This window comes from Kitasatospora sp. NPDC058190, assembly GCF_042883685.1.
Taxonomy (GTDB): Bacteria; Actinomycetota; Actinomycetes; order Streptomycetales; family Streptomycetaceae; genus Kitasatospora.
Window position 1 is genome coordinate 86,606 of sequence record NZ_JBHVVI010000014.1, and the last position, 22,123, is coordinate 108,728.

The following is a 22,123-nucleotide window of genomic DNA, read 5'->3' on the forward strand; positions in this document are numbered from 1 at the left end:
GGTCGAAAGCGGAACGGTCGGCCGGACGGCGGGCTGTGAACAGCCTCACCGCCCGTCCTGAGCTGGGCTTATGTGTTTCTTACGGGGCGTTGTGGGAGTCCTTCCGGTGACCGTCGGCGGCACTCACCCGGGCCTCGACCAGCTCCCGGAAGTGCTCCAGGTCCTCGCGCACCGCCCGCTCGATCGCCCCGGCCTGAGCGAAGCCGCGCGGGCCGCCGAACTCCCGCTGCACCGCCTCCGGGTCGTACTCCACCCGGATCTGCAACCGGGTGTGCCGGGCGTCGAGCGGCAGCAGCGCGAAGGCGCCGCGCAGATGGGCGGAGTTCAGCGTCCGCCAGGACATCACCCGGCCCCGGCCGAGATCGGTGATCTCGGTGTCGACCGAGTGCTCGGTACCGCTGACCTGCACCCCGAGGTGTGCGAGGTTCCTGCCGTGCGGGTGCGCGCTGCGGACGCCGTCCACGAACTGCGGGTACTCGCGCACCCGGTGCAGCTGCTCCCAGGCGGCGAGGACGGGGGCGGCGATGTCGATCTGTTCCTCAAGAGTGCTCATGAGCCCTCCTCGCTGCGCTGGGTGGGCGCTTGGCACAACGCGCGCCCCTCGGTGAATCTTCCCCGGCCTTCGGCCGGGAGGACCTCCATGTCGCGCTCCCTCGTTGCGGGGCCTCCTCGGGTCCCAGCCTGCTCTTCGGGACGGGGGGAGGCAAAAGGGGGGCCGGGGCAGGTGGTGGGGAGGGGCGGCTGACGCGGGAGCGGGGCGGCGCGGGGTGGGGGAGACTGGGCGCATGCCGGAGCTGCCCGAGGTGGAGGCGTTGAGCGCCTTCCTGTCCGAGCGGCTGACCGGGCGCGTGATCGCCCGGGTGCAGCCGGTGGCGATCAGCGCGCTGAAGACGTACGACCCGCCGGTGACGGCCCTGGAGGGGCGGACGGTCGGGCCGGTGACCCGGCACGGCAAGTTCCTGGACATCGAGGTCGGCGGGTTGCACCTGGTCGTCCACCTGGCCCGGGCCGGCTGGTTGCGCTGGAAGGACGGCCTGCCCGCCGAGCCGCCGCGTCCGAGCCCGAGGAACCCGCTCGCCCTGCGGGTGCGCCTGGAGGGCGAGGCCGGGGACGGCTTCGACCTCACCGAAGCCGGGACGAAGAAGGGGCTCGCCGTCTACGTGGTGAAGGATCCGGCCGAGGTGCCGGGCGTGGCCAGGCTCGGCCCGGACCCGCTCGACCCCGGCTTCACCTTCGACGACTTCGCCGCCCTGATGCGGGGCGACCGCCGCCGGCTCAAGGGAGTGCTGCGCGACCAGGGCGTGCTGGCGGGCGTGGGCAACGCCTACTCGGACGAGGTGCTGCACGCGGCCCGGATGTCGCCGTACAAACTGGCGGCCGGCCTGACGGAGGAGGAGACGGCGCGGCTGTACGAGGCGCTCCGCAGCACGCTGCGCGACGCGGTGGAGCGCTCGCGGGGGCTGGCGGCGGGGGAGCTGAAGGCGGAGAAGAAGCTCGGGCTGCGGGTGCACGGGCGGACCGGCCGGCCCTGCCCGGTCTGCGGGGACACCGTGCGGGAGGTGTCCTTCGCGGACTCCTCGCTGCAGTACTGCCCGACCTGTCAGACCGGGGGCAAGCCGCTGGCGGACCGGCGGCTGTCGCGGCTGCTGAAGTGACGTTTTGGGCGGGACGGCGCGCGGCCGTCCCGCCCGGGGGTGCTCAGCGCTCGACGGCGTCAGCGCTTGATGGCGACGCCGCCCCAGTAGTACGCCGCCTTCGGGTCGGCCGGCGGCTCGCCGTCCGGGCGCCAGGCCAGGACCGGGGCGACGCCCGGCTCGACCAGCTCCCAGCCGTCGAAGAAGCGGAGCACGTCGTCGTAGCCGCGCGGCACCAGGGTCATCCCGCCGGCCCGGGCCGCCTCGGCGACCTTGCCGACCGCCTCCGGGTCGAAGTCCGGGGTGGGGGTGGTGAGGGCGATGCAGCTGCCGACGGGCAGGGCGTCGCGCAGCGCGGCGACCCGGCCCCATGGGTCGTCCTCGTCGGCGATCAGCATCAGGACGGCGATCATCAGCAGGCCGACCGGCTGGGTGAGGTCCAGGGTGGAGGTGAGCGCCGGGTCGACGAACAGTTCCTCCGGCTTGCGCAGGTCGGCGTGGATGTAGGTGGTACGACTGGCCGGGCTGGAGACCATCAGGGCGCGGGCGTGGGCGAGCACGATCGGGTCGTTGTCGACGTAGACCACCCGGGTGCCGGGGCTGACCGCCTCGGCGATCTCGTGGGTGTTCGGCGAGGTGGGGATGCCGGTGCCGAGGTCGAGGAACTGGCGGATGCCGTGTTCCTGGGCCAGGTAGCGGACCGCCCGGCCCTGGAAGGCGCGGTTGGCCTTGGCCATCTCCTTGACGCTCGGCACGGCCTCCTCGATGGCCTGCCCCATGGCGCGGTCCGGCGGGAAGTTGGTCTTGCCGCCCAGCCAGTAGTCGTACACGCGCGCTGAGTGCGGAGTGGTGGTGTCGACGCCGAAACGTTCCCACTGGCTCGGCTCGGCGGCGTCCTCGTCCTGCGGGCCCTGCTGGGGGAAGTCCTGACTCGTCGTCATGGCCACGTCCTCTGATGGCGGATCATCACACTGGGGAGCACAGCGTAGCGGCCTCGGCGGGAGGCCGGGCGTCCGGTCGGGGAAGAGCCGGGGAAGGGCCGGGCGTGCGGGGTGTACGGCCGGTCGCCCTGGGCCGTCGGAGTGGTGATCGGGTCCGTCGGAGTTGCCCTTGGAGATCGGCGGTGACCGGCGGGGGAAGCATCCAGAATGCTGTCAGATCGTCAGATTAAAGCCTCGGTGACATCTCGGATCACCTCGCGTAGGTTGCTGCTGGTCGCCGCGGGGATGTCCCTGCTGGGCGCGGCCGCCGGTTGCAAGAGCCCCTGGAACGAGGGGGATCACGCCACCTCGGCGGCCGCTCCGGAGACCGCGGCGGCGGGTGGGCCCGGCGCCCCGGCGCCCTCGGCCGCGTCGCTCGTGACACCGTCGCCGTGGCCGTCCGTCTCGCCCGCCGTGCCCTCACCGGTGCCGCCCTTCGGCTCGGCCTCCGCACCGGGCCTGGAGCCCATTCGCCGGGTGCTCACCGATGCGGAGAGCAAGCCGGTGTACGAGCTGGACCCGGCGCAGCGGGTGGTGGCGCTCACCATCGACGACGGCCCGGACCCCCGGTACACGCCCGCCGTGCTGGACCTGCTGCAGCAGCACGGGATCCGCGCGACCTTCTTCCTGATCGGCGAGAACGTCGTCGAGCACCCGGGCCTGGTGAAGGAGATCGCGGACCGCGGCCATCACATCGCCAACCACACCTGGACCCATCCGGACCTGCGGCACATGTCCGAGGACAAGGTCCGGGACGAGCTGGAGCGCACCTCCGACCTGCTGCACCGGACCACCGGCCGGCAGCCCACCTGGTTCCGCGCGCCGGGCGGGGACTGGTCGCCGGTGTCACTCAAGGTGAGCGCCGACCTCGGGATGCGGAACCTGGGCTGGTCGGTGGATCCGCGGGACTGGGCCCAGCCGGGCACCTCGGCGATCACCGACCGGATCCTCAAGGACGTCCGGCCCGGGTCGATCGTGCTCAACCACGACGGCGGCGGGGACCGCTCGCAGACGGTGGCGGCGCTGAGGTCGTACCTCCCGGCGCTGATCGACTCCGGGTACCTGTTCACGGCGCCGCCGAACTGACCTGCGGAATCCGGGAACCGGGCGTCTGATACGGACAGGCACTGGCGAGCGAGGTGAGTAGCGGCTTTGCTCTTTAAACCACTCGAACGAGTGGATTGGGAGAACCGTTTCTGCGGATTTTGGGCCTCTAGGGTGATCTCGCACCAATTCCTTTGGTACCTCGCGTACCACCTGAAAGGCCCTCACCCATGCGTCTCCGCAATGCCGCGCTCGCCGTCGCCAGTGCCGTCGCCCTGGTCCTTGCCGTTCCGATGTCCGCCAACGCCGCCACCGGTGATTTCCTCTACAAGGTCGGTCCGGGTGTTCCGACCGGCCTCGCCGACCCGGAGAGCGGCAAGTGCGTCAACCTTCCGTTCACCACCGAGGAGAATCCGGGCTTCGCTCCGGAGAACCTCACCACCTCCACGGCGACGGTGTTCCTCGACTTCGACTGCAACGGTGACGTCTTCTACGTCATGAACCCCGGAAAGAAGCTCGGCGACCGGCTGAAGCTGCGCTCGGCGATTTTCTCCTGACCCACTGACGCCTCTCCGATCCGGCCGGTCTCCGGCGACGTGCGGGGCAGTTCGGCGACCGCCTGGAATCGTCGGGCTGCCCGCCCGGATGGCATGCGCGTAGCGTGACAGGGAGGGGGTCGCCGTCCCGGCTACGGAGGAGGAGTGATGTCCGTACGGGATCTGGATGTGGCGAAGCAGGAGGACTTCGCCGGACGCGTGCTGGAGGTCCTGAACGACGCCTGCCTGGGACTCCTGACCAGCATCGGCCACCAGACCGGGCTCTTCGACCTGATGGCCGGGCTCGCGCCGTCGACCAGCGAGGAGATCGCCCGCGCCGCCGGGCTGAACGAGCGCTACGTGCGCGAGTGGCTGGGCGGCATGGTGGTCGCCGGGTTCGTCGAGTACGATCCGCAACAGCGCCGCTACACGCTGCCGCCCGAACACGCGGCGTCACTGACCAGAACGGCCGGCCCGGCGAACCTGGCGGGCATGATGCCGTTCCTCGCGATGATGGGCGAGGTCGAGCAGGAGCTGCTCGGCCACTTCCGCACCGGCGGCGGAATGCCGTACTCGGCCTACCCGCGCTTCCAGCAGCTGGAGGCCGAGGAGACCGCCCGGGTGTACGACCTGGCGCTGGTGGACGCGATCGTGCCGATGGTGCCCGGGCTGACCGAGCGGCTACGGGCCGGCATCGACGCGCTGGACATCGGCACCGGGCAGGGACACGCCGTCACCGTGCTGGCCGAGGCGTTCCCCGCGAGCCGGTTCACCGGGATCGACATCTCCGCCGAGGGCGTCGCCGCCGCCCGCGAAGCGGCGGCCGAACTCGGCCTCCACAACGCCTGGTTCGAGGTCGCCGACTGCGCCGAGCTGACCGGCAGGTACGACCTGGTCACCGCCTTCGACGTGATCCACGACCTGGCCCGGCCGACCCGCACCCTGGCCGCGATCGCGGGCGCGCTGCGGCCAGGCGGCGTCTTCCTGATGGGCGACATCGACGCCAGCAGCAAGCTGGAGGAGAACATCGACCACCCGCTGGCGCCCGCGCTGTACACCTTCTCGACCTTCTTCTGCATGACGGTCTCGCTCGGTGAGGACGGCGAGGGCCTCGGGACGGTCTGGGGCGAGCAGACGGCCCGGCGGATGCTGGCGGAGGCCGGGTTCCGGCTGGTGGACGTGAAACGCGTCGAGGGGGACGTGCTGAACCTGTACTACCTGGCCCGGCTGGACGGCGCGGCGGGCCGGCTGACGGGGCCGGTCCGGGCCGGAGTGGACCGGGCCGGAGGGTCGGCGTAGCTTCGAACTGTCCGGCCCGGTCGCCGGAGCCTCGCCGTGCCCAGCGCGGCCTGCCCCGCCCGTGGTCGGGCGCCGCAGCCTGGGCAGAGCGAAGGAGGGCCTGGGATGACCGGCAACGGCTACGCGCACCCCGAGGCGCTGGTGCACACCGAGTGGCTGGCCCACCACCTGGACGACGGGACGATCCGGGTCGTCGAGGTGGACGAGGACAGCACCGCCTACGACCGGGACCACATTCCCGGCGCGGTCGGCTGGAACTGGACCACCGACCTGCACAGCCAGGTCGGCCGCGACTACGTCGACCGCGAGGGCGTCCAGCGCCTGCTGCGGGCGGCCGGGGTGGAGGACGACACCACCGTGGTGCTGTACGGCGGCAACAACAACTGGTTCGCCGCCTACGCCTACTGGCTGCTGCGGCTGCGCGGCTTCGGGCCGGTGCGACTGCTCGACGGCGGGCGCAAGAAGTGGGAGCTGGAGGGGCGGGAGCTCACCCGGGAAGTGATGGACTACCAGCACACCGGCTACCGGCTGACCGGGCCGGAGCGGCCCGAACTGCGGGCGCTGCGGGACGAGGTGCTGGCCAAGGCCGAGGTGTTCGCCAAGCCCGGCGCGGACGCGGTGCTGGTGGACGTCCGCTCCCCGGCGGAGTTCCGGGGCGAGCTGATCGCGCCGCCGCACCTGCCGCAGGAGCAGGCCCAGGTGCCGGGGCACATCCCCGGGGCGGTCAACGTGCCCTGGTCGCAGGCCGCCAACGACGACGGGTCGTTCCGCTCGGCCGAGGAGCTGCGGGCGCTGTACGCGGGCAAGGGCGTGGAGGCGGAGCGCGAGGTGATCGCCTACTGCCGGATCGGCGAGCGGTCCGCGCACACCTGGTTCGCGCTCACCGAGCTGCTGGGGTACCCGCACGTGAAGAACTACGACGGCTCGTGGACGGAGTACGGCTCGTTGGTCCGGGCGCCGGTGGTGCTGGGGGCGTAGCGGAACGCCCTCGGGGCGGGGCAGCCGGCGCGGCGGCCGTTCGGGTCGCACGGCCGTGGGGCGTGGGTGACGGCCGGGACGGGTGACAGTACTGCGGCGGCGTCATTTCGGCGCGTTTCTTTTCATGAACATCTCACAATTGGGGAGTGGGCCGAGGGCCACCGGGACAAGGATCGATCCGACCCATCGTTCCGGTGATCCTGGAGGACCACGTTGCGCAAGAGGCTGATCGTCTCTGCTGCCAGTGCCCTGAGCCTGTTCCTGGCCGTCCCCGCCTCGGCCGCCGACTTCCAACCCGGCGCGGCCGGGGTCGGCGACCCCTACTACCCGACCTACGGCAACGGCGGATACCGCGTCTCGCACTACGACATCCGGCTGAAGTACCAGCCCGCCACCGACGAACTGGAGGGCACCACCACCATCCTCGCCACGGCGACCCAGGACCTGTCCCGGTTCAACCTCGACTTCGCGCTGAACGTCTCGGAGGTCCGGGTCAACGGGCGGCCCGCGACCTTCGCCACCAGCGGCGAGCAGGAGCTGGAGGTCACCCCGGCCCGGCCGCTGGCCAAGGGCAGCCAGGCCACCGTGGTGGTCCGCTACAAGGGCGTGCCGTCCACCGTGAAGAAGTACGGCTTCACCGCCTGGCTGCGCACACCGGACGGCGCGGTGGCGGCGGGCGAGCCCGAGTCGGCCTGGTGGTGGTTCCCGAGCAACGACCACCCGAGCGACAAGGCCACCTTCGACGTCTCGGTGCAGGTGCCGGACGGCAACCAGGTGATCAGCAACGGCATCCTGGCCGGCGCCACCTCCCAGGCCGGCTGGACCCGCTACAGCTGGCGCGAGAACAAGCCCCAGGCGACCTATCTGGCCACGCTCGCGGTCGGCAAGTTCGACATCAGCACGGACACCACGCCGAGCGGGCTGCCGGTCTACAACGCGTACAGCAAGGACCTCGGGGACAACGGGGACGCGGCCCGGGCCAGTGTCGAGCGCACCGGCGAGCTGGTGGACTGGCTGAGCGGCATCTTCGGCGACTACCCGTTCAGCTCGGTCGGCGGCTACGTCCCCAACGTCCCGACCGGCTTCGCCCTGGAGACCCAGACCCGGGTCTTCTACAGCCCCCGGCAGTTCTCCAAGGGCGCCAACACCTCGGTGGTCGTGCACGAGCTGGCCCACCAGTGGTACGGCGACAGCGTCTCGCTCTCGCGCTGGAGCGACATCTGGCTGAACGAGGGCTTCGCCCGGTACGCGCAGTTCCTCTGGTCCGAGCACGAGGACGAGGGCACCGCGCAGGAGCTGGCCGACTACGTCTACGCCTCGCACCCGGCCGACGACCCGTTCTGGACCGTCAAGCCGGGCGACCCGGGCGCGCAGAACCAGTTCGCGAGCGCCGTGTACGACCGGGGCGCGGTGGCCATCCAGGCGCTGCGCAACGCCGTCGGGGACGAGAAGTTCTTCCAGATCCTCAAGGGCTGGCCCACCGAGCGGCGCTACGGCAACGCGACCATCCCGGAGTTCCAGGCGTACGCGGAGAAGGTCTCCGGGAAGAAGCTCGGCGACCTCTTCACCACCTGGCTGTTCACCGCCGCCAAGCCCGCCGTCGGACCGGTGCCGGCGGGCACCCCGGCCGCGGCCTCGCTGGCGCCGGGCGCGGACCGGGGTGACGGGCAGCTGCCGGTGGAGCCGAAGTCCTGGAAGAAGATCCAGGACACCAACTCGCTGCACGACGAGCAGCACTGACACCGAGCCGCGTAGCTGGGTGACGGACACGGCCCGGCCGCTCACGGAAACGTGCGTGGCCGGGCTACGCCGCTCCGGGGCCGTCCGCCGCCAGGAGTTCGGTGAGGCGGCGGACGGCGAAGGGTATGAGCTCGCGGACTGGGACGAGACGGCAGGGCGCGTTGCCGACCAGCACCTCGCGGATGCCGGCCTGCTCCTCGAACTCTCGCCCCACGACCGGGAAGTGGGTGTCGTTGTCGTTGCCCACGTCGAGCGTCTCGATCCAGACCCGCTCGCCCTGGATCGCCATCGGGAAGCGGCGCAGCTTGAGCCGGCGGTTGGGGACAAAGGTCTCGGCGTAGTGCAGGAAGGTGTTGCGGTTGTGCCCGACGCCGATCAGCAGCACGTAGCCGTCGAGGTCGTGCAGGGCACCGAAGGGCGACTCCCGGCCGACGGCGAAGCCGAGCGATCGGCGGGCGGTGACCTCCCGGGCGTGGGCGCCGACGGCGGCGACCGAGGCCTGCGGGTGGGTGCTGCGGAGGCTCTCCGGCAGGGCGCGCAGCGCCTCGGCCACCGCGCCCATCCGGGAGGGCAGGTCGGGGTGGAACAGCGGGACGGCGGCGCGGAGTTCGGCGACCTCGGGGGTGGGTACGCCGGTCTGCTCCGGCGCCGGGTCGCAGACCGTGCCGGTGGTGAAGGCGGGCGCCGCGACGGTGCCGCCCGGCCCGACCGCCTCGCGCAGGCTGGCCACCACGGCCTGCGCGCCGCCCTCGACCCGGCCGAGGCTGGAGAGCGAGGAGTGCACGATCAGCGCCATGCCCTCGCGGACGCCGACCCGGCGCCAGCCGTCCACGAGTTCGGCGATGGTGAGCGGGCTGCTGCCCGGTGCGGTCATGGTGGTTCCCCCTGGTGATGGCATGTCAGGGCGCGACCATAGCGGGCGGCACTGACAATCGGCCGACGGAGGAGGTGCCGCCGGAGGCGCCGGCCGTCGAGGGTTCCCCATGTCTCTCGATATGAAGTATCTTGACGTCGAGATTGATGGTGATCGTGAAACGGGGGACCTGCGCATGCGGGGGAACGGACTGTTGGCGCAGCTGCGGCGGCCGCCGGGTGGGCGGGACGCGCGGATCATGCTGCTGGCAGGGGGCGTGGACCGGACCGGGACCGGAGTCTGGGCGGCGGCCTCGGTGCTGTACTTCACCTACGTCTGCGGGATGGACGCGGGCCGGCTCGGGCTGCTGCTCGGGGTCGGCGCGGTGGCGGGGATCGCCGGGTCGCCGCTGGCCGGGCGGGCGGCCGAGCGGCTGCCGGTGCGCGGGCTCCTGATCGGATGCCACCTGCTGCGGCTGGGGACGATGGGCCTGCTGCTGGTGGTCGACCACTACGCCGCGCTGCTGGTGGTCGTCGCCCTGACCTGCCTGGCCGAACGGGGCGCCAAGACCCTGGAGATGCTCTTCGCCACCCGGGTCGCGGGTGAGCGGCGCGGCACGTACCAGGCGCTGTTCCGCAGCGTGGCCAACGCCGGGTACGCGGTCGGCGCGGGCATCGCGGCGGTCGGCCTGGCGGTGGGCACCACGACCGCCTACCGCGCGCTGATCGTGGCCAACGCGCTCTCGTACGTCCTGGCCGCGACGATGATCTGGCGCACCGAGGAGCCGGACGGGCGCGGGCTGGTGACGGCTGCCGCCGAGTCGGTGGACGGAGCGGCTGCCGGATCGACGGCCGGTGGGCCGCCGGCGGGCGAGCCGTCCGCCGCGCCGAGCCCCTGGCGGGACCGCGGCTACCTGCTGTTCGTCCTGCTGGACCTGCCGATGTGCCTGGACGACTCGATCCTCAACGTCGGCCTGCCGCTCTGGCTCATCCACCACACCGACGCCCCGCACGCCGTCGTCCCGGTCTTCCTGACCCTCAACACCGTGCTCGTGGTGCTGCTGCAGATGCGCGTCTCCGCCTGGGCCGAGCGCCCGCGCGGGGCGACCACGGCGGTGGGCTGGTACGGGGTGCTGCTGCTCGCGACCTGCGTGCTGATCGCGCTCTCGACCGGCGGCGGCCCCTGGACCGCCACGATCGCCCTGCTGGCCGCCGCGGCGCTGGTCACACTGGCGGAGCTGATGCGCTCGGTCAGCTCCTGGGAGCTGGCGGTCAGCCTGGCGCCGCCGCGTGCCCGGGCCTCGTACCTGGGGGTGGCGGGGATGTCCCAGTCGGTGCAGAGGTCGGTGGGCCCGATGCTGCTGACCGGCGCGGTGATGGTGGCCGGCCCGGTCGGCTGGCTGGCTCTGGGAGTCGCCTCCACCGGCCTGAGTGTGGTCCAGCGTCGGGCGAGCCTGCGACGGCTGGCGGCGGTGGCGGCGCCGGAACGCGTCCCGGTGGGCGTGGGATGACCCGGCTCGACGCCCCGCGTTCGGCGCTGGGGCGCCGACTTCCGGCCTCGCGACGGGACCGGCGCCTCGTCGTCGAACCGCCGGGGCCGGCCCCTCGGACGACGGCGGGCGCCGTTCGCGGGGCCGGCGAAGCCGCCGTCGACCTGCTCGGTCGGCTGCCCCCGGTGGGGGCGCGCCGTTGGGGAGGCGTGCCGGGTCGGGCCCGGGTGGAGGTCATCTCCCGGAGTGGGAAGGGCGGTTGGGCGTGAGCTGGGCTGAGCCGGAGGCGGTGGCCGCCGTCGGTGGGGCGTCCGCCGTGCCCCCGGTGGGCCGGGGTGTCCGCACGCGGGTCGAGTTCACCAGCAGCGATCCCGTGAGTGCCGCGGCGCCGGTGAGGGCCGCGAACACCGTGGAGGAGGTGGCGATTCCGGTGGCGTCGCTCAGGTAGCCGGTGAGGATGGGCAGGATGCCGGCGAACAGGTAGCCGCCCGCGCTGAGCGCCGCGTTGGCCTCGGCGAGGCGGGTGGGGGTGACCTCGGTTCCCAGGCGGGAGAAGCCGCCGTACTGGCCCATGCCCTGGCCGATGCCCGCGAGGATCGCCGCGACGGACAGCAGGGCGAGGGAGTGGGTGCGGACGGCGGTGGCGGTGGCGAGCATGGCGATCCCGGTGACGACGCCCGCGATGGTGAGGATGCGCCCGAGCGGCAGCTTCTTGATCGCGAACTGGATGCCGGTGGACGCTCCGAACATCATGAAGCCGATCCCGCCCGTCATCAGGCGGTTGCCGGTGTGCAGGAGCGAGCCGAGCAGGATCGGACCCAGGGCGAGCAGGAGGGAGGTGCCCGTCATGCCGGGGATGTAGGCCATCAGGCTGGTGGCCAGGCCGCGGCGGTTGGCGCGGGGGACCGACGGCAGGCGCAGCCATCCCGCGGTGGGCGCCTCCCGGGAGGCCGGCGCGGCTGGCAGGTGGAGGGTGTGGACGACCGCCAGGGCGGTCAGGAGCAGGACGCCTTCGAGGACGAACACGGTCACCGTGGGGGCCGCCCAGTACTGGGAGACGCTGCCGCCGAGCAGGGGGCCGGTCGCCAGGCCGGTGCCGATGGCCACCGACCCGGCGAGGACCGCCTGCGGGCGCCGCTCGGGCCCTCCGACGTGGGCGACCGCCGCGGTCCCGGCCGAGAGCGCCGCGCCGACTGCCACACCGGTGAGCAGTCGCGCGACGATCAGGGCGAGGACGTGGGTGGCCGTCATGAACAGGGCACAGGACATCAGGCCGGCCGCCAGGGCGGGGACCAGGACGCGGCGGGTGCCGTACCGGTCGGCCAGGGCCCCGGTGAAGGGCAGGGCGAGGAGCAGGCCGCCGATGTAGGCGGCGAAGATGACGGTCTCGGTGCCGGTGGAGAAGCCGATGCGTTCCTGCCAGACGCCGAGCAGCGGGGTGGGGATGTTGGACAGCATGAACACGGCGGTGATCGGCCAGGCCGCCGCCCACACCGCCCAGGCCGGCGCCTGCGTTTCGCGGTTCACCTTTGGTCTCCCTGGATGCCCCGGCCTTCAGGCCGGGGAGGAATGGCTCCTTGGATCGGAGCCGCGAAGCAGCGGAGCGATCTCCGGAGGTACTGACATGAGTCGTTGTCAGTGCCTGCCGGTAGGTTGTTTGTGTGCATCTGAGGTACTCCTATCGCCTCTACCCGACGGAGGGTCAGCGTGTTTCGCTGGCGCGGACGTTCGGGTGTGCTCGGGTGGTGTACAACGACGCTCTTTCGGTGCGGAAGGAAGCCCGCAAGGGTGGCCTGCCGTACCCGAAGTCCACGGACTTGCAGAAGTCCGTGATCACGGCGGCGAAGAAGACCCCGGAGCGGGCGTGGCTTGCCTCGGTCGGGGTGGATCCGCTGATCCAGTCCCTTCGGGATCTGGACACCGCGTACCGGAACTTCTTCGACTCGGTGTCCGGCAAGCGGCAGGGGCGCCCGGTAGGCTTGCCCCGGTTCAAGTCGAAGCGCGACACCCGGCAGAGCCTGCGGTTCACCCGCAACGGGTTCCGCATCCGGGGCAACGGGAAGCTGAACCTGGCGAAGATCGGCGACGTGCGGGTGAAGTGGTCTCGGGCACTGCCCGCTGACCCGTCGTCCGTGACGATCCTTCTGGACCCGTCCGGGCGGTGCCACGCCAGCTTCGTCGTGGACGTCGAACCGAACCACCTGCCCGAGGTCGATGCCGAGATCGGCATCGACCTCGGGCTGACCACCTACGCCGTCCTCTCCGACGGCAGCATGATTGACAACCCTCGCTTCCTCCGCAAGGCGGAGAAGCGTCTGAAGGCCGCGCAGCGGGAGCTGTCCCGCAAGGCCAAGGGCTCGAAGAACCGGGCGAAGGCCCGCATCAAGGTCGCCAAGGCCCATGCCAAGGTGGCCGACGCCCGCATGGACTGGCTGCACAAGCAGACCACCAGGATCATCCGTGAAACCCAAGCGGTGTACCTGGAGGATCTGAACGTGCACGGCCTCGCCCGAGGCCGCGTGGCCAAGTCCGCTCACGATGCCGGATGGTCCACCTTCCGGCGACTGCTGGAGGAGAAGGCAGTCCGGTACGGGCGCCACATCGGCATCGTGCACCGCGCGTTCCCGTCCTCCCAGCTCTGCTCGGAGTGCGGGCACCGTGACGGGCCCAAGCCGCTCGCGGTCCGCGAGTGGGTCTGCGGGGCGTGTGGTGTGTGGCATGACCGTGACCTCAATGCTGCTCGGAACATCCTGGCCGCCGGGCAGGCGGACAGGCTAAACGCCCCTGGAGGGCCGGCAAGTCCTGGCGTGGCGATCCCATGCCAGGCGCGGCCCGTCGAACGGGGAACCCGCCTCGGCGACCAGCGGACCACGGGCGACCGTGCCGCAGGAGCGGGAGGAATCCCCGTCCATCAGGACGGGGAGGATGTCAAAGGCTGCGGAGGATCGGGAGCAGTTCCTGCGCGGTCCGCTGGAGCGCGGTGCGGTAGCCGGCCTCCGTCAGTTCGTCGGTGGGAAGGCGCAGGATCAGGTGGCGGGCGCCGTTCTCGATGTACCGGTTGAGCCAGTCGGCGACCTCCTGCGGGGTTCCGCCGAAGATCCCCTGGGTGGTGCGCATGGTGGTGAGGGGGAGGCCGTAGTAGGCGTCGAAGTAGGACCACAGGGTGTCCTCGGCCCGCTGGCGGTCGCGGTTGACCGCGACGGAGAGGTAGACGGCGCCGGTGACGGCGTCGGCGGGGCGGCCCGCCTCCTGGCGGGCGGCGTCGACCTGGTCCCAGCCTTCGCCGTACTTCTCGGGGGTGGTGGAGGTGGGCATCCAGCCGTCGAAGTGCTGCCCCGCCCGCCGCAGCATCTTGGGCCCGGAGTGGGCGATCCACAGCGGGGGGCCCTGCGGCTGGTGCGGCAGGGGCAGCAGGGCCGCGTCCTGGAGCCGGTAGTGCTGTCCCTCGTACGAGACGGGCTCGCCGCGGGCGGCCCACAGGGCCTGGCAGATCTCGACGGTCTCCCGCATCCGCCCGAAGCGGGTGGTGAAGTCCAGCCCGTAGTTGGCGAATTCGCGTTCCGTCGCGGGGGAGGCGAAGCCGGATCCGATGCCGGCGACGAGCCGACCGCCGGAGATCCGGTCGAGGCAGGCCAGTTCGTGCGCCAGGTGGACGGGAGGGCGCAGCGGCATGAGGACGGCGGTGCCCAGCTGGAGGCGTTCGGTGGCGGTGGCGGCCGCGGCGAGGGCGAGCAGCGGGTTCATCCGCGAGCGGGCGAGGGGGGATTCGCCGGCCCAGATGGAGTCGAAGCCGGACTCCTCGGCCAGGGCGGCGATGGAGGCGAGGTTGGCGGGGTAGGGGCCCTCGTCGATGACGCATTCGCGTCCGGGGAGGACGATGCCCACCTTGAGGTCGGTCACAGGTCCCACCCCCGAGCGGGGACGAGGCCCTCGATCTCGACGAGGAGGTCGTCGCGGCAGACGGCGACGTTGAGGTACTTCACCTCAACGCCAAGACCAAGTTTCTCTTCACAGACCGCGCGTACCGCCGGAATATCGCCCTCATGTCGTACGTATGCCTTGATCATTCGGAGGTCTTTCAGGTCGTGGCCCGCGTCGATGCCCTGGGGGGCGAGGTTCTCGCGGGAGATCAGGTGGGCGATGTTGTCGAGGGTTTCCCGGGTCTGGGCCCGCACGTCGCCGTGGTGGACGGTCTCGTGGCCGAGGATGGACGCGGTACCGGAGACGTAGAGCGTGTCGTCCAGGACGGTGGCCCGGGCGAAGCTCGGCGACTTGGGGCCGTACTGGTCGGGGTAGTGGTAGGCGGACGTCTGCCGGCTGTTCTCCATGTGCCGGGGCACTCCTCTTCTCGTCGCCAGCAGGAAGAAGGCGATGCCGCGGCCCTGGGTGCCGATTCCGGTGGCGGCGGGGAGCTGGGCGGTGCTGTCCCCCATGTAGGTGTGGAACGCCTGGGCGCGGCCCTGGACGAAGTCCTGGTAGACCTCCATGCCCTCGGCGTTGGTGCCGACGATGTCGCCGACGAAGTTCCACATCCGGAAGATGTGGCCGTAGTCGAGGTGGTTGACCAGGGCGAAGGCCTTCTCGTAGAGGGCGCGCACCGGGGGCGTGTAGACGTCCTGTTCCGGGAGGAGCCCGGCGACGAAGAGGTGGCGGCCGTCGTGGGCGTAGGCGTTGTCCTCGCGCAGGACCCAGCGCGGCCGGTCCGCCACGGTCCACACCTCGCGGAAGGCGTCGCCACCGGTGACGGCCATCGGAATGGTCAGGTCGGGGTGGCCGTGCTGGAAGCGGCTGAGGCCGGCGATGTCGCCGTAGGTCACCGTGGCCAGGACGTGGCGGTCCCGCTCCGGGTGGGGTGACTGATCGATCGGGGTGAAATGGGCGCGGATGCTCATGTCGGCGGCGTCCTTCGATGCGGTGGGCGGTGCCGTGGTCGGCGGGCGGATGGAGCACGAGCCGGCGCGGTTGAAGCCGTTGGTCGCCTGAGGCTTGTGGGCGGTGCGTCCATCGAAGAGATTGCTTGTACGTGCAACCAGCCTTGGCCCGTAAATCTTCGAAAAAGCAAACTCTGGGGCGCCAGGATCTTGCATGCGCATGTACTCTTCTGTCAAGCAACACCCTTGCAACGGAGGCACCTATGGCAACTTCATCCCACGCGCCCCTACGCACCTCCGATCAGGCCGCATGGAACCGGGTGCTCGCGCTCCACGCGTACGTGGAGCGCGAACTGGCCCTGGCCCTTCAGCGGCGGCACGGGATCGGGCTCTCGGAGTACCGCTCGCTGGAGCACCTGCACCACTCCAAGACGAGCGAGCTGCGCATGCAGGACCTGGCCGACAAGGTCGGTCTGGGGCAGTCGTCGGTGACGCGCCTGGTGGGCCGCCTCGAAACGGCCGGCTTCGCCTTCAAGGACCTGTGTCCGTCGGACAAGCGCGGCGTCTACGCGGTCATCACGGACGAGGGGCGCCAGCGCTACCAGGCCGCGCGCGCCACCTACGCGGAGGTCCTGTCGTCCGCGCTGAACACCTTCACCGCCGACCCCGAGCTGGGCCCCACGGTCCAGGCCCTCCGCGCGACCCAGGTCTGACCCGCGCCGGCTCGGCCGGCCCCGTTCCGACCTCAGCCCCGAACGCACTTCGCGTTCGGGGTTTTTGCTTGGACATGCAACTGCGGTGTCCTGCGTCACACCCACTTCGCCAAGTGCATGCTTGACCAAGCATGCACTTGCCCAGGTACCGTCAACCTCGACACCGCACGATTCGAACAGTCGATCGGTACCTGTTGCCGGCGGCTGAGCCGACCGCGAGGAATCCCGCCGTGCCATCGTCCCTCCTGGCCGAGACCGTCGCCGCCCACGGCGAGGACCGGCCCCACCACATCGCGCTCCACTTCAACGACCAGGCCGTCACCTACGGCCGGCTGAACGACCTGACCCGGAGTCTGCGCGGTCATCTGTCGCAGCTGAACCTCCCGGCAGGCAGCACCGTCTGCGTGCCGGCGCACAAGAACCCGCAGACCGTCGCGCTGCTGCTGGCCGTCTTCCACGAGGGCCACATCGCCCTCGCCCCCTCCCCGGACCTGGGCGGCGCCGCGCTGGAGCGCCTGGCACACCAGGCGCGGGTCTCCCACCTGCTCACCGCCACCGCCGACGGCGAACTCACCGCGGCGCCGGTGCCGGCGGACGAGGGCGAGGCGGAGGGATTCGCGGTGCCGGATCCGGCCCGGACCCGGTTGCTGCTGACCACCTCGGGTTCGACCGGTACCCCCAAGATCGTTCCGATCGAGACCGCCGGGTTCGACGCCTTCACCGACTGGGCCGTCGGCGAGTTCGCCCTGACGCCCGACGAGACCGCGCTGTCGTACGCACCCCTCAACTTCGACCTCGCCCTGCTCGATGTCTGGACCTTCCTCCAGCTCGGAGCGTGCGTCGTCCTGGTGGAGCAGCAGCGGGCGACCGACGCCGCGCACCTGGCCGCGCTGGCCGCCCGGCACGACGTCACCTTCGTCCAGGGCGTGCCGATGATGTACCGCCTGCTCCTGGAGAACGGCGACACCTTCGCCGCCGTACGTCACGCGATCTTCACCGGCGACCGGATGCCGGCCGACCTGCTGCGGCGTGTCGCGCCGGCCTTCCCCCGGGCCGCGTTCCACAACGTGTTCGGCTGCACGGAGACCAACGACTCCTTCATCCACCGCGTCGATCCCACCGCCGTGGACGGCCCGATGCCCATCGGCCTTCCCATCCGCGGCACCGATGCCCTGGTCGTCAACGCCGAGGGCGAAGCCCTCGCCTCGGCCGGCACCGGCGAACTCCTGGTGTCCACGCCGTTCCAGACCAGCGGCTACCTGCGCCGGGACCTGAACGACGCGGTGTTCACACACCTGGAGGGCCGGGTCTTCTACCGCACCGGCGACATCGTCACCCGCACCACCGAGGGCCTGTACTTCCTCGAAGGGCGCGCGGACTGGCACGTGAAAGTCCGGGGCGTCCGCACGAACCTGCAGGAGGTGGAGAACGTGATCACGGCCCACCCGGACGTCGCGGAGGCCGTGGTCGTGCCGCTGCCGGACCCGCAGGCCGGCGTCCGCCTGCACGCCCACGTCACCCACCGCCCGGGCAGCGGCCTCACCAGTCTCCGACTGCGCACCCACCTGGGCCGGCAGCTGCCGCGGCACGCCATCCCGGCGTCGGTGCACCTCACCGCCGCTCCGCTGCCCCGCACCTCGACGGGCAAGCCCGACCGAAACCTGATCAAGCAGAACCGCCTGAAGGAGAGCGACGCATGAGCACCACAGCCATCGCCACTGAGGTCCGCGCCTACGTCGTGGCCCAGTTCCTGGCCGGGGAGGACGTCTCGGACCTCACCGGCGACTACGACCTGCTCGACTCCGGAGTCATCGACAGTCTCGGCCTGGTGAAGATGCTCGGGCACCTCACCTCCGCCTATCAGATCCCGGTCGACGACATCGACTTTGGCCCGGACGACTTCCGAACCCTCGACGCCATCGTCGCCATGATCGCGGAGCACCGCCCGGCCGCGGCCGCCTGACCGACCGGTCCGACCGCTCCGACCGCTCCGCCCGGTCCGGCCGACCGCACAGCGTCCCGTCCGACGACTGAGCCGTCCCGCCCGACCGACCGCACCTCACCGCCGCACAACCCGATCCCGAAGGAGAACCAGAGAGATGTTCACCCGCAGCCTCGATGACGTCGCCCCTGTCGAGTGGGGCAACGGCCTGAGCTACCGACTCCTCACCAAGATCGACGGCATGGGCTTCGCCGTCGCGGACACCCTCGTGCGCAAGGGCACTTCGAGCGCCCTGCAGTACCGCCACCACCTGGAGGCCTGCTACTGCATCGGTGGCTCCGGCGAGGTCGTGGAGAAGGACGGCACCCGCCACAAGATCGTCCCCGGCACCATCTACGTCCTCAACCAGCACGACCCGCACTACCTGGTGGCCTCCGCCGACGAGGACCTCCACCTGGTGTCGATCTTCAACCCGCCGATCAACGGCGACGAGAAGCACACCCTGTCCGAGGACGGGTTCTCCCAGTACTGAGCCGCCGCCCCACCGGCCGCCAGTCCACCAGTCCCGGCCCGAAGCCCGCTCCCCGGCGGGCTTCGGGTCGGGGCCGGGCCATGTCACGCCGCGTGGGCGTGCGAGCGCGTGGCCGTCGGCCGGGCCATGGAACGTCGTCATGGCCTCACCTCGATCCACTGTTTCCCCGATCCGCACCCGCCCCGATACACCGTTGAAAGGGACCCCAGGATCTCCCGTGACCGATGACCTCTTTCACCTCACCGCCCCGTGGGCCGAGCAGCTCAACGCCGGTACCCGCGAGCTGGACGCGGCGGGCGTCTTCCCCCACGAGAAGTGGAAGACGCTCCAGGAGACCGGCCTGCTGCGCGTCCCGTTCGCGCCGGAGTTCGGCGGCGCCGGCCACAGCCTCACCGAAACCATGCGCGCGCTGGAGGGTCTGGGCCACACCTCCAACGACGCCGGCCTCTCCTTCTCCGCCTCGACGCAGATCGTGTCCGTGGGCACGCCCCTGCAGCGGTTCGGCAGCCAGGAACTGAAGGAGAAGTACCTGCCGAGGATCATGTCCGGTGAGGCCATCACCGCGCACGCGATCACCGAGCAGTCCGGCGGGTCGGACGCGATGAACCTGGCGACCGTCGCCCGCCGTGACGGCGACCACTATGTGGTCAGCGGCGACAAGATGTTCATCACCAACGCCCCGGTCGCCGACCTGTTCCTGCTGTACGTCCGCACCGGCAAGCCGGGCCCCTTCGGCCTCACCACCCTGCTCGTCGAGGCCGGCAGCCCCGGCCTGACCGTGGGCCCCTCGATGGACAAGATCGGTCTGCGCACCAGCCCGATCGGCACGCTCGCCTTCGACGAGCTGCGCGTCCCGGTCAGCCGGCGGGTCGGGCAGGAGGGCGCCGGCTTCCGGGTCCTGGACTACGTGATGAAGCGCGAGGTCCTCTTCGGCTTCTCCATCACCCTGGGCGAGATGACCCGGCGCCTGGAGGAGACCATCGCCTTCGCCAAGGAGCGCCGCCAGTTCGGCCGGCCCATCAGCTCCTACCAGGGCATCTCCCACAAGATCGCGGACATGAAGATCCGGGTGGAGACGGCCCGCAAGTGGCTCACCGACACCGGCGCCAAGGTCGAACGCAACGAGGACGCCTCGCTCGACCTCGCGGCCACCAAGACCGTCGTGTCGGAGGCCAACGTGCAGACCGCGCTGGACGCGGTGCAGATCCACGGCGGCCGCGGCGTGCTCACCGAGCACGGCATCGAGCGCGACCTGCGCAACTCGATCGCCGGAACGATCTACTCCGGAACCTCCGAGATCCAGCGCAACCGCATCGCCATGCTCCTCGGACTCTGAGCGACAGGAATCCCGACATGACCGACCAGCTGGACCACCTCACGCGCCCCACCGAATTCCTCGACTACGAGACCGACGAGGTGCAGGCCTTCATCGACCACGCCGTCAAGGACCGCTCCGCGGACCGGCGGACCAACGCGATCGAGCTGTACTACGCGGTGCGCGACGGCGTCGACTACGAGGTCTACGGCGCCCCGCTGTCCCGGGAGGGCCTCAAGGCCTCGCACACCGCCACCACCAAGTCCGGCTTCTGTCTGCACAAGTCCGCGCTGTACGCGGCCGCCGTGCGCGCCCTGGGCGTCCCCTCCCGCCTGGTGTACGGCGACGTGCGCAACCACCTCGCCTCGCCCCGCCTCCTGGAGCACATCGGCGGCGACGTGTTCTTCCACGGGCTCACCCAGGTCCACCTGGAGGGCAAGTGGGTCAAGGCCACGCCGGTGTTCAACAAGCTGCTCTGCAAGCTGTACGGCATGCGGGCCCTGGAGTTCGACGGGCTCAGCGACAGCCTCTACCACCCCCACGAGGGGGGCGGCGCCATGGAGTTCCTCACCGACCACGGTTCCTTCGACGACGTCCCCTACGACTTCGTCCTCGAAGCGATGCGCCGCAAGCACCCCAGGTTCCTCGACGCCGGCGGCACCGGCACCGTCCGAGGCGGCCGCCTGGCCGACGAATCCACGCTCACCCGGTAGGAGTCTCCATGACCAGTACGCCCTCGCCCGTCGACGGATGGGACGCCTCGACCCGCATCGGCGTCGTCGTGCCGCATGCCGATGTGGGCCCGGAGGCCGAACTGCAGGCCGTCGCCCCCGCCTCCGTGTCCATCCACGGTTCGCGCATCCACTTCGCCGCCATGCGCCCGGGCGGTGAGATGGACGAGAAGATCCCGCACGACCCGATCCTGGCCTTCGTCCAGGCCCCGTACCTGGACAACGCCGTGGAGCTGCTCGCGGCCTCCCCGCTGCACGCGCTGACCCTCGGCTTCACCTCCTCCAGTTACGCCTTGAAGGCGCAGGGCGAGCGGGAGTTGTACGAGCGGCTGCTGCCCGTCACCCGGGGGCTGCCGATCACCGGCACGACCAGGGCCGCGCGCGCCGCGTTCGACGCGCTGGGCGCCCGCCGGATCGCGGTGGTCAACCCGCCGTGGTTCGACGACACCCTCTCGGGCCAGGGAGCCGACTACTTCGGCGAGTTCGGCTACGACGTCGTCTACCACGGCCCCTGCGGCCTGCCCTCCAACCAGAAGGCCATCACGCCCGAGAACCTGTCGGCGTGGATCCGCACCACGGTGGCCGCCCACCGGCCCGAGGCCGTCCTCGTCGCCGGCAACGGCATCCGGGCGGTCGGCACCATCAAGGCCCTGGAGGACGAGCTCGGCTTCAACGTCGTCACCGCGAACCAGGTGATCCTCTGGCACGCCCTCCACCTCGCCGGTGCCGCGGCCACCGCCCACGGCATCACCGAGTACGGGCACCTGTTCGCCACGACCCCGAAGGACGACCATTCGTGACCCTGCTGGACGCACACGGCTACGAGGCCGTCTTCGGGACCCCGGAGGGCGACACCTACCGCATCCCGCTGATCTGCTGGCGGGAGGACGGGGACCACATGTACGGCATGGTCCTGGTCAAGGGCCATCTGCGGCGGACGGACCAGCTGCGGAACTTCCTCCAGTACGACTGCCGGCGCAGTGCGTGTCGACACGAGGCCCCGCCCGCCTTCGACGCTGCGGCGGTGGACGGCCGGCCGGACGGTACGCACCTGTCGGCCCTGAGGTGACGTCCGCGCGCTCGTAAAGGCGCAGGCAAGTGCGGGTTGTCGGGCCCCCTTGTGAACTCCCCACGCTCATAACGGGATCCGGCGGCTCCCCCCTTTCTCCCGGCTGCCGGTATTCAACCCGCTTACCCCTATTCGGAATCCGTTCGACGGGTATTCGCCGCCGGTCCGAATGGAAGACCCCGCCATGTGCCGGGGCGCCGCGCACCCGGCGCTTCGGCGGGTGGGTCGGATCCACCGCACCCCGGGGCGAGGCGAGGTGACGTCGCGCGCGATCAGTCCGGACGCGAACGACGTTCCTCGCCCCGGTCGGTGCGGTTCGGCACGGCCGGGCCCCACGCCCCGTGGGCCCACGTGCCCCGGTCCTCCGGCGTCCGAGCGCACGGTCGGACTCCAACGC

22 protein-coding genes and 1 pseudogene are annotated in these 22,123 nt (G+C 71.2%); 16 read left to right on the forward strand and 7 right to left on the reverse strand.

Translation table 11 applies throughout. The annotated features are described in order from the left end of the window. Nucleotides 1-79 precede the first annotated feature (79 nt). Nucleotides 80-553 carry an SRPBCC family protein gene (locus tag ACFVWU_RS09345; RefSeq protein ID WP_387617419.1) on the reverse strand — a complete coding sequence of 158 codons (474 nt, stop codon included), beginning with the start codon at nucleotides 551-553 and terminating at the stop codon, nucleotides 80-82. A gap of 232 nt (nucleotides 554-785) precedes the next feature. On the opposite strand from ACFVWU_RS09345, the gene ACFVWU_RS09350 reads away from it, so the two are divergent. Next, entirely contained in the window at nucleotides 786-1,655 is an 870-nt protein-coding gene (locus ACFVWU_RS09350) for an Fpg/Nei family DNA glycosylase (RefSeq protein WP_387617421.1), read from the forward strand. Nucleotides 1,656-1,714: 59 nt separating this feature from the next. On the opposite strand, the gene ACFVWU_RS09355 is transcribed toward ACFVWU_RS09350, so the two are convergent. Together ACFVWU_RS09355 and ACFVWU_RS09360 are read right to left on the reverse strand one after the other, a co-directional pair. Further along, nucleotides 1,715-2,575 (reverse strand): SAM-dependent methyltransferase, encoded by an 861-nt coding sequence (locus tag ACFVWU_RS09355; RefSeq protein WP_387617423.1) that lies wholly within the window; start codon nucleotides 2,573-2,575, stop codon nucleotides 1,715-1,717. Between the two features lie 338 nt (nucleotides 2,576-2,913). After that, on the reverse strand, nucleotides 2,914-3,084 hold the full coding sequence (locus ACFVWU_RS09360; RefSeq protein WP_387617425.1) for a hypothetical protein: 171 nt from the start codon (nucleotides 3,082-3,084) through the stop codon (nucleotides 2,914-2,916). Between the two features lie 7 nt (nucleotides 3,085-3,091). Between ACFVWU_RS09360 and ACFVWU_RS09365 the strand changes: the two genes are divergently transcribed. The 5 genes from ACFVWU_RS09365 to ACFVWU_RS09385 all read left to right on the forward strand — a co-directional run bounded on the left by ACFVWU_RS09365 (nucleotide 3,092) and on the right by ACFVWU_RS09385 (nucleotide 8,211). After that, the gene (locus ACFVWU_RS09365) at nucleotides 3,092-3,700 is read left to right on the forward strand and encodes a polysaccharide deacetylase family protein (protein WP_387617427.1); all 609 of its coding nucleotides are present in this window, start codon (nucleotides 3,092-3,094) and stop codon (nucleotides 3,698-3,700) included. A gap of 188 nt (nucleotides 3,701-3,888) precedes the next feature. After that, a complete protein-coding gene (locus tag ACFVWU_RS09370; RefSeq protein WP_387617429.1) occupies nucleotides 3,889-4,215 on the forward strand; it encodes a hypothetical protein in 327 nt (108 codons plus the stop codon). A gap of 147 nt (nucleotides 4,216-4,362) precedes the next feature. Further along, nucleotides 4,363-5,493 (forward strand): class I SAM-dependent methyltransferase, encoded by a 1,131-nt coding sequence (locus ACFVWU_RS09375; RefSeq protein ID WP_387617431.1) that lies wholly within the window; start codon nucleotides 4,363-4,365, stop codon nucleotides 5,491-5,493. Nucleotides 5,494-5,598: 105 nt separating this feature from the next. After that, nucleotides 5,599-6,471, forward strand: coding sequence for a sulfurtransferase (locus tag ACFVWU_RS09380; protein ID WP_387617433.1), 873 nt, complete (start codon nucleotides 5,599-5,601; stop codon nucleotides 6,469-6,471). A gap of 213 nt (nucleotides 6,472-6,684) precedes the next feature. Continuing rightward, entirely contained in the window at nucleotides 6,685-8,211 is a 1,527-nt protein-coding gene (locus tag ACFVWU_RS09385; protein WP_387617435.1) for a M1 family metallopeptidase, read from the forward strand. A 64-nt stretch (nucleotides 8,212-8,275) separates the two neighbouring features. Here ACFVWU_RS09385 and ACFVWU_RS09390 read toward each other — a convergent pair whose 3' ends face one another. Next, nucleotides 8,276-9,085 (reverse strand): aminoglycoside N(3)-acetyltransferase, encoded by an 810-nt coding sequence (locus ACFVWU_RS09390; RefSeq protein WP_387617437.1) that lies wholly within the window; start codon nucleotides 9,083-9,085, stop codon nucleotides 8,276-8,278. A 175-nt stretch (nucleotides 9,086-9,260) separates the two neighbouring features. Here ACFVWU_RS09390 and ACFVWU_RS09395 point away from each other — a divergent pair, with 175 nt between their 5' ends. Beyond that, nucleotides 9,261-10,574, forward strand: coding sequence for an MFS transporter (locus ACFVWU_RS09395; protein ID WP_387617439.1), 1,314 nt, complete (start codon nucleotides 9,261-9,263; stop codon nucleotides 10,572-10,574). A gap of 213 nt (nucleotides 10,575-10,787) precedes the next feature. On the opposite strand, the gene ACFVWU_RS09400 is transcribed toward ACFVWU_RS09395, so the two are convergent. Beyond that, nucleotides 10,788-12,080 carry an MFS transporter gene (locus ACFVWU_RS09400; RefSeq protein WP_387617441.1) on the reverse strand — a complete coding sequence of 431 codons (1,293 nt, stop codon included), beginning with the start codon at nucleotides 12,078-12,080 and terminating at the stop codon, nucleotides 10,788-10,790. A gap of 134 nt (nucleotides 12,081-12,214) precedes the next feature. Here ACFVWU_RS09400 and ACFVWU_RS09405 point away from each other — a divergent pair, with 134 nt between their 5' ends. Beyond that, nucleotides 12,215-13,615: an RNA-guided endonuclease InsQ/TnpB family protein gene (locus tag ACFVWU_RS09405; RefSeq protein ID WP_387617443.1), complete on the forward strand. Its 1,401-nt coding sequence runs from the start codon at nucleotides 12,215-12,217 to the stop codon at nucleotides 13,613-13,615. A 79-nt stretch (nucleotides 13,616-13,694) separates the two neighbouring features. Here the strand turns inward: ACFVWU_RS09405 and ACFVWU_RS09410 are convergent. Both ACFVWU_RS09410 and ACFVWU_RS09415 read right to left on the reverse strand, forming a co-directional pair. Then, nucleotides 13,695-14,462 (reverse strand): annotated as a pseudogene (locus tag ACFVWU_RS09410) (LLM class flavin-dependent oxidoreductase); the annotation flags it as partial. Further along, nucleotides 14,450-15,445: an FkbO/Hyg5 family chorismatase gene (locus tag ACFVWU_RS09415; RefSeq protein ID WP_387617445.1), complete on the reverse strand. Its 996-nt coding sequence runs from the start codon at nucleotides 15,443-15,445 to the stop codon at nucleotides 14,450-14,452. The pseudogene ACFVWU_RS09410 and the gene ACFVWU_RS09415, both read right to left, overlap by 13 nt. Before the next feature lie 242 nt (nucleotides 15,446-15,687). On the opposite strand from ACFVWU_RS09415, the gene ACFVWU_RS09420 reads away from it, so the two are divergent. The 8 genes from ACFVWU_RS09420 to ACFVWU_RS09455 all read left to right on the forward strand — a co-directional run bounded on the left by ACFVWU_RS09420 (nucleotide 15,688) and on the right by ACFVWU_RS09455 (nucleotide 21,726). Continuing rightward, nucleotides 15,688-16,137, forward strand: coding sequence for a MarR family winged helix-turn-helix transcriptional regulator (locus tag ACFVWU_RS09420; protein ID WP_380611378.1), 450 nt, complete (start codon nucleotides 15,688-15,690; stop codon nucleotides 16,135-16,137). Nucleotides 16,138-16,367: 230 nt separating this feature from the next. Beyond that, nucleotides 16,368-17,837 (forward strand): AMP-binding protein, encoded by a 1,470-nt coding sequence (locus tag ACFVWU_RS09425; RefSeq protein WP_387617448.1) that lies wholly within the window; start codon nucleotides 16,368-16,370, stop codon nucleotides 17,835-17,837. Further along, nucleotides 17,834-18,100 carry a phosphopantetheine-binding protein gene (locus ACFVWU_RS09430; RefSeq protein ID WP_387617449.1) on the forward strand — a complete coding sequence of 89 codons (267 nt, stop codon included), beginning with the start codon at nucleotides 17,834-17,836 and terminating at the stop codon, nucleotides 18,098-18,100. Before ACFVWU_RS09425 ends, ACFVWU_RS09430 begins: the two co-directional genes overlap by 4 nt. 136 nt (nucleotides 18,101-18,236) lie before the next feature. Next, complete coding sequence (locus tag ACFVWU_RS09435; protein ID WP_387617451.1) at nucleotides 18,237-18,611, forward strand: ectoine synthase; 375 nt, start codon at nucleotides 18,237-18,239, stop codon at nucleotides 18,609-18,611. 217 nt (nucleotides 18,612-18,828) lie between these two features. Then, nucleotides 18,829-19,947 carry an acyl-CoA dehydrogenase family protein gene (locus ACFVWU_RS09440; protein WP_387617453.1) on the forward strand — a complete coding sequence of 373 codons (1,119 nt, stop codon included), beginning with the start codon at nucleotides 18,829-18,831 and terminating at the stop codon, nucleotides 19,945-19,947. A gap of 17 nt (nucleotides 19,948-19,964) precedes the next feature. Then, nucleotides 19,965-20,639, forward strand: coding sequence for a transglutaminase family protein (locus ACFVWU_RS09445; RefSeq protein WP_387617455.1), 675 nt, complete (start codon nucleotides 19,965-19,967; stop codon nucleotides 20,637-20,639). An 8-nt stretch (nucleotides 20,640-20,647) separates the two neighbouring features. Beyond that, nucleotides 20,648-21,457, forward strand: a complete 810-nt coding sequence (locus ACFVWU_RS09450; protein WP_387617457.1) for a maleate cis-trans isomerase — start codon at nucleotides 20,648-20,650, stop codon at nucleotides 21,455-21,457. Then, on the forward strand, nucleotides 21,454-21,726 hold the full coding sequence (locus ACFVWU_RS09455) for a DUF6253 family protein (protein ID WP_387617459.1): 273 nt from the start codon (nucleotides 21,454-21,456) through the stop codon (nucleotides 21,724-21,726). The genes ACFVWU_RS09450 and ACFVWU_RS09455 overlap by 4 nt, the downstream gene beginning before the upstream one ends. Nucleotides 21,727-22,123 lie beyond the last annotated feature (397 nt).

What these genes read in the sequence shown, in the direction of transcription:
- ACFVWU_RS09450 (WP_387617457.1), top strand. Translation starts at nt 20,648, where the DNA reads ATGACCAGTACGCCCTCGCCCGTCGACGGATGGGACGCCTCGACCCGC.
- ACFVWU_RS09380 (WP_387617433.1), top strand. Translation starts at nt 5,599, where the DNA reads ATGACCGGCAACGGCTACGCGCACCCCGAGGCGCTGGTGCACACCGAG.
- ACFVWU_RS09435 (WP_387617451.1), top strand. Translation starts at nt 18,237, where the DNA reads ATGTTCACCCGCAGCCTCGATGACGTCGCCCCTGTCGAGTGGGGCAAC.
- ACFVWU_RS09355 (WP_387617423.1), bottom strand. Translation starts at nt 2,575, where the DNA reads ATGACGACGAGTCAGGACTTCCCCCAGCAGGGCCCGCAGGACGAGGAC.
- ACFVWU_RS09360 (WP_387617425.1), bottom strand. Translation starts at nt 3,084, where the DNA reads ATGGGCTCCAGGCCCGGTGCGGAGGCCGAGCCGAAGGGCGGCACCGGT.
- ACFVWU_RS09415 (WP_387617445.1), bottom strand. Translation starts at nt 15,445, where the DNA reads ATGAGCATCCGCGCCCATTTCACCCCGATCGATCAGTCACCCCACCCG.
- ACFVWU_RS09430 (WP_387617449.1), top strand. Translation starts at nt 17,834, where the DNA reads ATGAGCACCACAGCCATCGCCACTGAGGTCCGCGCCTACGTCGTGGCC.
- ACFVWU_RS09370 (WP_387617429.1), top strand. Translation starts at nt 3,889, where the DNA reads ATGCGTCTCCGCAATGCCGCGCTCGCCGTCGCCAGTGCCGTCGCCCTG.
- ACFVWU_RS09395 (WP_387617439.1), top strand. Translation starts at nt 9,261, where the DNA reads ATGCGGGGGAACGGACTGTTGGCGCAGCTGCGGCGGCCGCCGGGTGGG.
- ACFVWU_RS09445 (WP_387617455.1), top strand. Translation starts at nt 19,965, where the DNA reads ATGACCGACCAGCTGGACCACCTCACGCGCCCCACCGAATTCCTCGAC.
- ACFVWU_RS09420 (WP_380611378.1), top strand. Translation starts at nt 15,688, where the DNA reads ATGGCAACTTCATCCCACGCGCCCCTACGCACCTCCGATCAGGCCGCA.
- ACFVWU_RS09345 (WP_387617419.1), bottom strand. Translation starts at nt 553, where the DNA reads ATGAGCACTCTTGAGGAACAGATCGACATCGCCGCCCCCGTCCTCGCC.
- ACFVWU_RS09390 (WP_387617437.1), bottom strand. Translation starts at nt 9,085, where the DNA reads ATGACCGCACCGGGCAGCAGCCCGCTCACCATCGCCGAACTCGTGGAC.
- ACFVWU_RS09375 (WP_387617431.1), top strand. Translation starts at nt 4,363, where the DNA reads ATGTCCGTACGGGATCTGGATGTGGCGAAGCAGGAGGACTTCGCCGGA.
- ACFVWU_RS09350 (WP_387617421.1), top strand. Translation starts at nt 786, where the DNA reads ATGCCGGAGCTGCCCGAGGTGGAGGCGTTGAGCGCCTTCCTGTCCGAG.